General features: G+C 69.7%; 6 protein-coding genes. All 6 read right to left on the bottom strand.

All coding sequences use genetic code 11. The annotated features are described in order from the left end of the window. Window positions 1-26: 26 nt before the first annotated feature. On the bottom strand, window positions 27-1,520 hold the full coding sequence (xylB, locus tag AC3ITN_RS07605) for a xylulokinase (protein WP_489392531.1): 1,494 nt from the start codon (window positions 1,518-1,520) through the stop codon (window positions 27-29). After that, window positions 1,517-3,898, bottom strand: coding sequence for a glycoside hydrolase family 95 protein (locus tag AC3ITN_RS07600; RefSeq protein WP_489392530.1), 2,382 nt, complete (start codon window positions 3,896-3,898; stop codon window positions 1,517-1,519). Before AC3ITN_RS07600 ends, xylB begins: the two co-directional genes overlap by 4 nt. 101 nt (window positions 3,899-3,999) lie before the next feature. After that, complete coding sequence (locus tag AC3ITN_RS07595; protein WP_489392529.1) at window positions 4,000-6,846, bottom strand: TIM-barrel domain-containing protein; 2,847 nt, start codon at window positions 6,844-6,846, stop codon at window positions 4,000-4,002. A 48-nt stretch (window positions 6,847-6,894) separates the two neighbouring features. Further along, window positions 6,895-8,595, bottom strand: coding sequence for a DUF5597 domain-containing protein (locus tag AC3ITN_RS07590; RefSeq protein ID WP_489392528.1), 1,701 nt, complete (start codon window positions 8,593-8,595; stop codon window positions 6,895-6,897). Between the two features lie 17 nt (window positions 8,596-8,612). Then, window positions 8,613-10,526 carry a sialate O-acetylesterase gene (locus AC3ITN_RS07585; RefSeq protein ID WP_489392527.1) on the bottom strand — a complete coding sequence of 638 codons (1,914 nt, stop codon included), beginning with the start codon at window positions 10,524-10,526 and terminating at the stop codon, window positions 8,613-8,615. Continuing rightward, window positions 10,523-12,751 carry a WD40/YVTN/BNR-like repeat-containing protein gene (locus AC3ITN_RS07580; protein WP_489392889.1) on the bottom strand — a complete coding sequence of 743 codons (2,229 nt, stop codon included), beginning with the start codon at window positions 12,749-12,751 and terminating at the stop codon, window positions 10,523-10,525. Before AC3ITN_RS07580 ends, AC3ITN_RS07585 begins: the two co-directional genes overlap by 4 nt. Window positions 12,752-12,806: the final 55 nt, after the last annotated feature.

Below are 12,806 nucleotides of genomic sequence, written 5' to 3'. Positions count from 1 at the left end.
GTGTGGATCCTTGCGGTAATGACGGATCAGCCGGCGTACAACGGGCTGACCGCGGAGAGATGGGTGAGGAAGCGCCGATACGCATCGGCGTACAGCGGCACGTTGCGCGGGTCGGGCGTGGCCGACAGCGCGTCGTCGAAGCGCACGTGCGCATCGACCGTGGCGGCCAGGCTGGCAGTGCCTCCCTGCCGATGCAGATCAGCCCACAGCGCCTGCAGCGCCGCGCCGAAGGCCGCGCCTTCGACCTGGGCAGGCACCTTGACCGGCAGGTCGAAGACGTCTGCAACCAGCTGCCGCCACGCCGCACTGTTGCTGCCACCGCCGGTGAGCAGCACCGTGTCGAAGGCCAGCCCGGCGCTGGTGAAGGCGTCATAGCCGTTGCGCAGGCTGTAGGTGGCCCCTTCCATCGCGGCGCGATAGACGTGCGCCGGCGTGGTGTTGTGCAGGTCCATGCCATGCAGGCACCCGCGTGCATTGGGCAGGTCAGGCGTGCGTTCGCCATTGAAGAACGGCAGCATCAACAATCCACCGGCCCCGGGTGCGGTCTGCGCCATCAGTGCCTCGCCGCCGCCACGCGGAATGTTGAACAGCGTGGCCATGCGCTCGGTCGCCACGGTGCAGTTCATGGTGCAGATCAGCGGCAGCCAGCCGCCGCTGGACGAACAGAACGCTGCCCAGCGCGCCTGCGCGTCCACCACCGGCTGGTCGGCGTAGGCGAACAGCGTGCCCGACGTGCCCAGGCTCATGGTCAGCCGGCCGGCCGCCACGTTGCCGGTGCCCAGCGCCGCCATCATGTTGTCGCCGCCGCCGGTGGACACCCGCACGTCGGCCGGCAGGTCCAGCCGTTCGGCGATGTCAGCCGCCAGGGTGAAGGTGGTTTCCAGCGGCACCAGCGGCGGCAGCAGCGCGGCGAGGTCGCGCTGCGGATCGATCGCCTCCAGCAGCGGGCGCGACCAGCAGCGGTTGCGCACATCCAGCCAGCCAGTGCCCGACGCATCGCCGTATTCGGCGTAGCGCTGCCCGGTCAGCCAGAAGTTGATGTAGTCGTGCGGCAGCAGGATGCCGTCCATCGCCGCATAGGCCTGCGCGCGGTGTTGGCGGGTCCAGGGCAGCTTGGAGGCGGTGTAGCCGGCCAGGATCGGGTTGCCCGCCAGCGCGATGCACTCTTCCACCCCGCCCACCGCGTCCATGATCGGATCGCATTCGGCCGCCGTGCTGGTGTCGCACCACAGCTTCACGGGGGCAATGACCTCGCCGCGCACGTTGATGGGCACGAAGCCGTGCTGCTGCCCCGACACGCCGATCGCCCGCACGCGCGCACGCTGTTCGGCTGTCAGCCGGGCGAAGCAGGCCGCGATGCCGTCGGTCCACCACTGCGCCTCCTGCTCGCGGGTGCCATCGTCATGGCTCACCAGCTGCATCGGCTTCGATACGGTCGCCACCACCTCGCCCAGCGCCGGGTCATAGGCCAGCAGCTTGACGCTCTGGGTCCCTACATCCAGGCCTACGTACAGACTCATTGCTTCACCAGTTGGTTGCCGTGCAGGCCGATGCGCTGCTGCCCGCCGGCGGGGAGCGCCACGGTCAGCGTGCTGTCGCCATGCACCAGTTGATAGGTCCCGCCGCGCTCGCTGCGCAGCACGGCCGCATGCAGCCTGCCGTTGCGCCATTGCAGGTCGACGCCTGCCGTATTGCGCGCGCGCAGGCCGCGCACCTCGCCGTCGGGCCAGGCCGACGGCAAGGCCGGCAGCAGGAAGATCGCGCCGCCCCAGCTCTGCAGCAGCATCTCGGTGATGCCGGCGGTGCCGCCGAAGTTGCCGTCGATCTGGAACGGGGGATGCGCGTCGAACAGGTTCGGGTAGCTGCGCTGCGGTGAGAGCAGCATCTTCAGGATCGCCAGCGCATGCTCGCCATCGCCGAGCCGCGCCCACAGATTCAGACGCCACCCAATGCCCCACCCGGTCGCTTCATCGCCGCGTATCTCCAGGGAACGCCTGGCGGCCTTTGCCAGTGCCGGGGTATCGCGGCGGTTGATCTGGCTGGACGGATGCAGCGCATACAGATGGGAGATGTGGCGGTGGTGGATCTCCGGCGCGTCCATGTCCCAGTCCTGCTGCCACTCCTGCAGCTGCCCGGCCTTGCCGATGCGGTCCGGCGGCAGCTGCGCGCGCAGCGCCTGCAGCTGCCGGGCGAAGTCGGCATCCACGCCCAGCACATCGCTCATCTGGATGCACTGGTCGAACAGATCGCGCAGCAGCTGTGCGTCCATCGCCGGCCCGGCACACAGCGCCGCACCGAAGGGATGCTGGTTCTCCGGCGAGATCGACGGGTTGGTGACCATTGCACCGGTGCCGGGGTCGCGCTGCAGGGTGGCCACGAAGAACTCGGCCGCGCCCTTGAACAGCGGCTGGATGCGGCGCAGGTAGGCCGGATCGCGGCCATAGTCCCAGCGGTCCCACAGCTGCTGCAGCAGCCACACCCCGCCCATCGGCCACAGGCTCCACTGCGCGCCGTCGATCGGTCCGGCCTGTCGCCACAGGTCGGTGTTGTTGTGCACCACCCAGCCCGGTGCGTCGTAGATGCGCCGGGCCGTGCGCGCCCCGGTCCGGGCCAGATCGAACAGCATGTCCTCCAGCGGCTGCACACACTCTGGCAGTGCGTTCGGCTCGCTGGGCCAGTAGTTCATCTCGGTGTTGATGTTGATCGTGTACTTGCTCTCCCACGGCGGCGCCATGAGGTCGTTCCACACGCCCTGCAGATTGGCCGGCTGCGAGCCCGGCCGCGAACTGCTGAGCAGCAGGTAGCGGCCGTACTGGTGGTACAGCGCGGCCAGCGCCGGGTCGTTGCCGTCGGCGAAGGCGCGCACGCGCTGGTCGGTGGGCAGCTGGGCGGCCGGGGTCTGGCCCAGGTCGATGGCCACCCGGCGGAACAGCGCCCGGTGTGCGTCCAGGTGACGCTGCAGCAACGCCGGGTAGTCATGCGCGTCCGCCTGGCGCTGCTGCGCGGCAGTGATGCCCAGCGGATCGCCGCCGACATCGTCGAAGCGCCTGTAGCTGGTGGCCGCCGTCAGGACGAGCACCAGTTCGTCGGCAGCGTCGACGTGCAGGCGGTCGCGTGCCACGCGCACCGTGCCGCCCACCGCACGCACCTGGATGCGCAGGGCGAAGCGCAGCTGGCCCTCGATGCCGGCGAATGCCGCGTTGCGACCACTGAACAGCAGCCCGTGCGCATCCACCTGCAGCTCACCCTGCTGCGGGCTGTCCACGCCGAGGCGCAGCGATACCCGGCCCGGATGATCCGCGCTCAAACGCACCACGATGCACTGGTCCGGCGCGGACACGAACACCTCGCGCCGATGCCGCGCGCCCCCACTGTTGAACTCAGTGGTGGCCAGCGCGGTATCCAGGTCCAGCTGGCGGCGATAGCCGTCGATATGGTCGGCGCGGTCGAAGTCCAGCAGCAGGTCGGCCAGCGGCTGGTAGGGCATCTGCTTGAGCGGCCGCGACAGCATCTTCGCGTCGGCCAGTGCCTCGGCCTCGGCATACCGCCCAGCGAACACCAGCGCGCGGACCTGCGGCAGCGCCGCCAGCGCGTCCGGGCTGGTGGCGTCATACGGGCCGCCGGCAAACAGCGTGTCCTCGTTGAGCCCGATACGCTCATGCGCGATGCCGCCCCAGACCATGGCACCGAGGCGACCGTTGCCGGTGGGCAGCGCCTGCACCCATTCGGTGGCCGGCTCGCGATACCACAGCAGCAGCGCGGTGCTGTCCGGTCCCGCCGTTGCCTCAACGGCGCGGCGCGGCGCGTTCGCAGGCGCTGCGGCGGCGCCACCCCCCGTGGCCGACACCGCCAACCCGGCGCCGATTGCCTTGAACAATCCACGACGGCTCAGCGCCACGCGCGCCTCCTGCCCTGCACTGGCCTGCCTGCCCTGCCTGCTGCCACGTCGGCGCCCTCCCGAGCGTCATGTCCACCGGTAGTCATCTGCATGGTAGGCGCTCAGCGCGCGCCTGCCATCTTGCGCTGCCGCACGACCACGGCGGTGCCGTCGTAGCGCAGCGTCTGGTCGCTCGCCGGTGCCAGCGCGCCCGCATCGGCACGCGGGCCGTCGACGAAGCGCACGTTGAAGGTGCGCGACGCAGGCATGCCCTTCCAGCGACCTTCGCGCGCGCCAATGCGCAGTTCACCGCGGGCCTGGTCCCACTGCAGGGGAATACGGCTGAACTGGCCCTGCTCGTAGCCGTAGCTGCGGCCGTCATCCTCGTACAGCGAGAACCGACCATCGGCACCGGTGTAGACCACCACGGTAAGCGGCGCGTCCGGCTGTTCGTCCACGTACTGCTGCACCGGCCCGATCGGCACGATCGCGCCCGCCCGCACGTACAGCGGCATGCGTTGCAGCGGCGCGGCGGCGTCGATGGTCTGGCCGCCCTGCAGGCGCTGGCCGGTGTAGTAGTCCAGCCAGGTGGTGCCGGCCGGCAGATACACCTTGCGCGAGGTGGCGCCGAAGGTGGTCACCGGGGCGACCAGCAGCGAGGGACCGAACAGGTACTGGTCATTGATGTCGCGCACGGCCGGGTCGGCCGGGAAGTCCATCGCCATGCCGCGCATGATGCTGCCGTCGTGGTGCCAGGTATCGGCCGCCAGCGTGTAGATGTAGGGCAGCAGCGTGTAACGCAGGCGGGTGTAGTACACCATGCTGTCGTAGTACGGCGTGCCTTCCGGGGCGATGTTCCAGATTTCGCGGAACGGGTATTGGCCGTGCGAACGGAACAGCGGCACGAACGCGCCGAACTGGAACCAGCGGGTGTTGAGTTCGCGCCATTCCGGCAGGTGCGCGGGATCTTCTTCCGAATAGCGCTTCTCGGTGGAGAAGCCGCCGATGTCGAACGTCCAGTTCGGCAGCCCCGACATCGAGGTGTTCACGCCGGCCGAGACCTGCTCGCGCATGTCATCCCAACGCGACACGATGTCGCCGCTCCACACCGCTACCGCGTTGCGCTGCGTGCCGGCATACCCCTTGCGCGACAGGATGAAGACACGCTGGCCGTCGGCCGCGCGGTCGCCCTGGTACACGCCCTGGGTATGCGGCAACGGATAGGAATTGAAGAACTCGGTCGACGGGCCCAGCGCGGTGGGCGTGGTGCGCGCCTTGCGCTCACCGATATCCAGGTTGGAATGCACGTCCGGTTCGTCGGCGTCCATCCACCAGGCATCGAAGCCCTTGCTGTTCAGCTTCTCGTTGATCTGGCGCCAGTAGATCTGCTGCGCCTGCAGGGCATAGGGGTCATAGAAGGAGTTCCTGTAGCCCTTGCCGATCCAGTCCAGCTCACCCACCTCCACGTTGCGGTGGTACATGAAGCCGGCCGCGTCCAGTTCCTTGTAGTTGGCCGTGGTCGGGTAGAACTTCGGCCACACCGAGATCATGACCTGCGCATGCTGGTCATGGATGTGCTTGACCATGCCGTCCGGGTCGGGGAAGTGCTTCGGGTCGAAGTCATGCGAGCCCCACGCATCTTCCGGCCAGTACGACCAGTCCAGCACGATGTTGTCGATGGGCAGCTTGCGCCGGCGGTACTCGTCGAGCACGCCCAGCAGTTCGTCCTGGCTCTTGTAGCGCTCGCGGCTCTGCCAGAAACCGTAGGCCCACTTGGGCAGCATGACCGCCTTGCCGGTCAGCGTGCGGTAGCCGGCGATCACTTCATCGGCGTCGGCACCGGCCACCACGTAGTAGTCCACCATATGGGCGGCCTCGGACCACAGCGACAGGTCGGCGGCCTCGCCCGCAGGCTGCGGGTCACGGTGCAGCAGCGCGATGTAGCTGGGGTCGATCAGGTCCCACTCGACCTTGATGGCGTGCTTCGTACCGGGCGTCAGTTCCAGCGCGAACTCGTGATGCCAGGGGTTCCAGTTCTGGCGCCAGCGGTCGATCACCGGCTTGCCGTCCACCCACAGCTTGATGTATTCGCTGCCGTACAGCGAGAAGGTGTGCCGACCGGCGGTCTGTGCCTCGATCGCACCTTCCCAGACCACCTGCGAGCGCCCGCCTTCGGCCGGGTTCTTCGCCTTGGCCGGGAAGGCGGCCAGGTCCTTGATGTACTGGTAGTTCACCTCCGGCTCGCGGCGCTCCACCTGGACCTTGCCGCCCACGCTGTAGCGGGCGGTGAGTGCCCCGGGCCGACCCTGCGCGTCGTAGACCTTCAGTGACGCCTGCAGTGGCTGCAGGCCACGCGGATCGCCGAGGCGGCTGATCGAGTTGTTGTCCCAGAGCAGCCCGTAGTTGCGGCTGGAGACGAAAAACGGCACGGCCATGTCGATGTTGCTCTGGAGCAGTTCGACATCACGGCCCTTCTGGTTCATCCAGCCCTGCTGGTGCTGGCCGAACCCGTAGACGGCTTCGTCGGCCGGCGATTCGAAGCGCTGGCGCACGCTGTAGTACGCCTTGCCGTCCACGCCGAGCGGCGCAAAGCTGCGGCCACCGGCGCGCTCGGCCAGCAGCGGCTTGCCCGCCGCGTCACGGAAGCTGACATGACCGTCGGCTTCGGAGACGTCGGCGGTGATCCCCGCTGCCACCAGGCGCACGCTGCCATCGGCCTGCTCCACCTTGAAGCGCGGCGTGGACGCCAACGGCACGCGCATCAGGCTGGGGGTGCGCGTGAAGTCACCCTTGGGCTCGGCGCTGACCCGCACGATGTTGTCATCCACCAGTTCCAGCCGGACCTGCGCGGCGCCGGCCTGCGCTGGCACCACCACCACGCCGTTGTCCAGCACCCGGTGGCTCTGGGCCAGCGCCGGGCTCGCCAGCAGTGCCAGCAATGGCATGCTCAGTACGCTCATGTAACGCATTCAATGCTCCCTCGTCCGTTCGTGTCGCCGCTGCCAGGCAGCGGCGGTTCAATACGTTGCCAGCGTGACCTTCAGCAGCTGCGGCGCCGTGGTGAAATTCAATCCGTAATCGGTCTGGTCGCCGTTCCAGTTGCGCTGGAACTGCCACGTGCCGTCCTTGTAGAACCCTTCCTCGACGCGATCGAGCACCATGTTCGCGGTGGCCTCGCTGGCCGGGTGCAGGGTCACGCGTGCATGCTGCGCGGTGATCAGGAATTCATCCGGACCCAGCTCGGCGATCAGCGCGCTGCCGATCGGCTCGGGGTTCCCGGGTGGCTGGCCCTGGAACCAGAACTGCGGCACGCCATAGGTGACGGTGGCGCGCCAGCGTGCGTTGAGCGGCACGTCCTGCACCGCCTGCCCCGCCGCTTCGGCCACGCCGTGCAGCTTGCCCTCGGCCGAGGCCCTGGCGAATTCACGCATGCCCAGGCCGACCAGCTGGAAGCCGGTGGCGAACGGGGCCAGCGTTTCCTCGTCCACCTTCTTCGCGCCCAGCGGGTAGTTGCTGTAGTGGCTGAAGTCGATGCCGAAGGTGGACCAGCCGATGCCGTCGTGGCCCAGCGTCGGGAACAGGTAGCGCGCGTAGGGCGGCGCGTTGCCGGTCTCGGCGACGAACAGCGCGTTGTCCGGGCGGGCGTAGCGCTGCAGCACCGTGGTGTACATCCGGTGCTCGGGCATGTAGATGTCCGGCGCGAGCAGATCGATGTGCGGGCCGGCGGCCTTCCACACGTCCAGCACGTTGTCGGTGGGCCCGCCGCTGGCGTACTGCCCGGGCTGGCCCGGGTTGAACGGCCCGCGCAGCGCGCCGTTGACGTACATCGGCAAGGGGTACACGGCCTTGCCGGCCTCGGTGACCTGGTCGATGAAGCGACCGATCGACCACGCGTGGAAGAACTCGTCGGCGTCGGCACCGAACACCTGTGCCCAGCTGCCGGGCGACTTGCCCAGCTTCTGCAGCAGTTCGGCCGGCACCGGTCCCTCGAACAGTTTCTGCGCCATCGGCGAGAAATCACGCACGCTGCCGTAGGTGCCCGGCTCGTTCTCCGGTTGCACCATGATCACGGTGCGCTGCGGGTCGGCGGCCTTGAGGTGCTGCATGAAGGCAACGAACGCCTTGCGGTCGGCATCCAGCGTGGCCTGCGCATGCGGCGACAGCGAGCCGATGCTGCGCCCGTCGCGGGTGACCACGCGCGGGAACCGCGTATTGTCGGTCTTCACCCAATGCGGCGTGTAGGCCGGACCATTGTTCTTCCAGGTGCCGAACCACAGCAGCACCAGCCGCACGTCATGCGCGCGCGCCTGCGCCAGCAGCGTATCGACGAAGGAGAAATCGAACCGCCCCTCCTCGGGCTCGACCTGCTCCCAGGCAATCGGAACCTGCACGGTATTGGCGCCGATCACCTTCACCGCCGGCCAGACCGCGTCCAGCGCCGCCGGGTAGTTGCTGGAGTTGTTCACCTGCGCGCCCAGCACCAGGAACGGCGCACCGTCGACCAGCAGCGCATGTCTGCCGTCCTTGCTGGTGAACCGTGGAAGGGGCGCCTCCGCAGCTGCCGCCTTGCTGGCCGCAGGGGTGCCAGGCGCATCAGCGGTCGCCGCCCCCTCCACGGGCGTCGGCGTGGGCTGGCAGGCGGCCAGCAGGCACACCAGTGCGGCGGGCAGCAGCCTGGGGCATGGGAACAACGAAGACGGTTGCGTGGTCGGGGACATGCACGGGTTCCTTGTGGTCACCAGGTATCGCTGCGGAACGGCGACGCCGGTAGCTGTTGCGAATTGATCAGGTCGGCGTCGGCCGGGTTCTCGCGCCAGGCATAGCGCACGGCCACCGGCTGGGCGACCGCCGCGCTGCGCACGATGACGCGGTCTCCCTCTATCCGCCCCTGTGCGGGATGAAAGCGGCGGTCCGCACCGGCCAGCATGAAGCCCTGCACCTGCCTTCCGCCGCCGCGTACCGCCAGCGCGCTTCCGTGCAGGTTGAACGCCACCACGGCCTGGTCGCCGTCGAAGCGCACTGCCTGCCGCACCGGGCCACTGAACACCCCGGTTTCGCCGTAGGCCACGTGGCGTGCGGCCAGCGCCAGGCGCGCGCCGACGTCGCGCTTGTTGCGCGGGTGGATGTCGCTGGCGTTGCCGATGTCGATGGTCACCACCTGCGCCGTCTTCGGCAGCGAGAGTGCGGCGGACTGCGATTCGCGCAGTACCGCCCACGGGCTCTCATCGCCATGGTCTTCGCCGGCGCCAAAGCTGGCCAGCTGCACCCACACGAACGGCAGCGCGGGCGCGCTCCAGTCGCGACGCCATTGTTCGATGAGCGCCTTGAACTGATCGCGGTAGGCCAGCGCACCGCTGTTGGTGGCATTGCTCTCGCCCTGGTACCAGATCACGCCCTTGACCGGGAACGGCGGCAACGGGTGGATCATGCGGTTGTACAGCAGCGTGGCGGTCTGGTTCTTGTCGTCGTCCAGCGCCACCGTCACCTTGCCCGGGTGGAAGCGCCAGTCCTGCAGCGGCACCCGGCTGCCATCGGCCAGGCGGACGAACAGTTCATCGTCCTGGCCGTGGATGCCGCCGCCACCGCCGAAGTCCTCGACGCGCACCGCAACCACGTTGCGCCCGGCCGTCCAGTGACCTGCCGCCACCGGATACACCCGCGGCGTGTTCCAGGCCATCGCGGTGGCGCCGATCTGCACGCCGTTGACGTAGGTGCGATCCGAATCGTCGATGCGGCCCACACCGACGCTGCCGCCCTGCCGTGCCTGCGCAGCGCTGAGGGTGAACGTGGCGCGGTACCAGCCGACGCCGTCCATGCCGGCGTAGCCGGTGGTTTCCCACAGCCCCGGCAGCGTGGCCGGTACCCAGTCGCGGGTGTCGTGGTCGGGCGCGGCCCACTGTGGCTGTTCGTCGACGCCCGTCCAGCGCGCAAGGCGCTGGCGCACCTCGGCGAGGGTCTGCGCATCCTGTGCTTTCCGGGCCTGCATCCGGGTGGCGAGCGCGCGCGCGTCCACGCCCTGCAGGGCGGCGGGCATCCATGCCTCGATGGTGCTGCCCCCCCAGGTGCTGTCGATGATGCCGATCGGCACGCCGAGGTGCGCGCGCAGGTCGCGCGCGAAGTAGTAGCCGACGGCGGAGAAGGTGCCTGCATTGGCGGGCGTGGCGGCCTTCCACTGGCCGCCGGCCAGCGTGCGCTCGGGCGCGCCGGACCAGGATTTGGGTACCTTGAACTGGCGCAGCTGGCCATCGTCGGCCGCCGCCACAGCGGCGGCGGCATCCTGGGTGTCGTACAGCGGCCACTCCATGTTGGACTGACCGCTCGCCAGCCACACGTCGCCGAACAGCACGTCGCGCACCTGCAGCGCGCCGCCGTCGCCCTCCACCTGCAACTCGAACGGACCGCCGGCCGCGTGCGCGGGCAGCAGCACCTGCCAGCGCCCGCCTGCATCGGTCGTGGCGCTGGCGGTTCGCCCGTCCAGACGCACCGTGAGCTGGGCCCCCGGGGTTGCCGTACCCCACACCGGCAGCGGCTGGTCGCGCTGCAGCACCGCGCCGTCGGAGAACAGCAGCGGCAGCACCGGCGCGGCGCGGACGGTACCGGCCGCCAGCAAGGCCGCCAGCGCCGGGGCAAGGACGTACAGGTGTTTCATCGTGGATCTCCCTGGATGATGCCGCGCCCACCGGTGGCGAAGTACACGCGCCCGTGCAGGCGCGGATCCCCGGTGACGCGTTGGATATGGCCGAAGCGGTGGGCCGCGTCGTCGATGCGCAGCCAGTGACCGCCGCCGTCGTCGGAGCGGAACAGGCCCTGGCTGCCGTTGACCCGTCCGGACACGAACAGGCTGGATCCGCTGCGGCCCGGCGCGGCCCTGCCGACGCCGACGCTGTCCGCCTCGTCGACACCGCCGACGCGCTCCACACCGCCATCGCGCGACCAGCGCAGCAGGCCCTGCGGCCCGGCACCGATCAGCACCACGCCGGGCTGCTGCGGGTCCGCCCGGACATCGGGCTGGCGCGGCATCGTCGTCGGTCGCGTCGCCGCCGCGGCACGGAAGCTCGCACCGCCATCGTCACTGCGCAGCAGTGCGCCGCTGGGCGCATCCCAGCCGAACCAGTGCAGCGGGTTGGCGCTGTCGGCCACCACCACGGCGGTGGCCGGCAATCCGCGTACCGGCTGCCAGCGACGGCCCTGGTCGCGGGTTCGCCAGTGACTGCCGTGCAGGGTCTGCCAGATCACGGTGCCACCGTCACTGGAGAGCCGGATGCGGCCGGCCCCCTCGCCGTCGCCCGGTTCGCTGGCGAAGGCCTGCCAGCGCACGCCGCCATCCTCGGACCACGCCGCGCGAACCTCACCCTGCCGCCGATGGCGCACGGTGCCACTGCGCACCACCCGCAGCGGCGCCTGCGCGGCCACGTCGATGCTCTCGCTGTTGGTCAGGCGTGGACCGGCGTACTGCCGCGGCGACCGCTGCAGGTCGTCATGGCGGAATCCATCGATGTCGCCGAGCGCGCTGAGCAGGTGCGCGCCCTGCGCCGGGCTCACCAGGTCCAGCGGCACGGTCTCCTCCAGCCCCGCGTTGTCGAACGCCCACTGCACCGGCGTGCCGCGGTCGGCGGCGCGGATGTCACGGCTCGCCCACAGGCCATAGCCGGTGACGAACAGGACGTGCCCCGGATCGAACGGGTCGATCTGTACATCGGCGATCCAGTGCGGCGACGCCTGTCCGGTCCACGGTGCGTTGTCGTGTGAGAACGCGGCACCGGCGATCACCGGCCGCCAGCTGCGCCCACCATCGGTGCTGCGGAAGATATCGTCGTGCGGGCCGAAGCGGTTGAAGGTACTGGCCATGACCACGTCCGGGTCGCGCGCATCCACGCTGACCCCGCCCCAGCCGAAGCCGTCGCCCTGGGTATCGCTGGACTGCGGCACCGGGCTGATGTCCTGCCAGCGCGACTGTGCCGGGTCGAACCGCCACAGGGCACCGTTGTGCATGGCGTCCGGGCCCGGCAGGTCGGCATAGGCGATGTACAGGCGGCCGTCGCTGCCCTGCGCCATCCGGGTCGGGCGCAGGCCCAGCGGCTGGCCAGGCACCGGCTGCCAGTGCCGGCCGCCATCATCGGAGCGGTACAGCGAGGTCCCCGTGGTCGACACCGCCGCATGGATCACGGGCGTCGGTGTGCCGGCCTGGCCGCTGCGCGCATCGAAGTGCACGAACACGATGCCGATCTGCTGGGGACCGTTCCAGCCCGGTGCGCTGGCCTGTTCGCTGCGGGCGATGGCGGGAAAGGTGTCCACCTGCGCCCAGCTGGCGCCGTGGTCGGTGCTGCGCCACAGGCCGTTGGCACGCGAGCCGAGCAGCAGGATGGCGCCCGCGTTGGGGTCCACCGCCAGCCGTTCGCCATTGCCGCGCGACAGCTCGTTGCCGCCCAGCTTGAACGGCAGGTCGATGCGCTCGAAGGTCGCGCCGCGGTCGGCCGAGCGCAGGATCGCGCCATTGCCCACCTGCGGTTGGGTATAGGTGCCAGCGGCCAGGTAGACACGCTGCGGATCGCGCGCATCCACGGCCAGGCTTCCGATGCCCGTCAGGTTGGCGTCGTCCCGCCCGAGCCAGTCGGTCAGGGCGGTCCACCGCTGCGCGGGCGCATCCCAGCGATACGCGCCACCGACATCGGTGCGCGCGTAGACAAGATCCCGCTCGGCCGGGTGGAACACCAGCCCGGTCACGAAGCCGCCACCACCGATGGCCACGTTGCGCCACGCATACGGCGTGGTCGTCGGCGCCGCCGGGGCGAGCAGCGGGAACACCAGCATCAGGCCTGCCAGCCACCCCGCCCGGCACCGGTCACGCCAGGCCGGCACGCGCAACGACAACAACAGTGGATACATGGCGGGGGTCATGCACGGGCCTCCCGGTGGAGCAGAAACTGCA

The organism is Stenotrophomonas sp. KH_036_B (genome assembly GCF_057839485.1).
The sequence above is the reverse complement of the archived record's forward strand: the minus strand, read 5'-3'. Positions and strand labels throughout refer to the sequence as shown.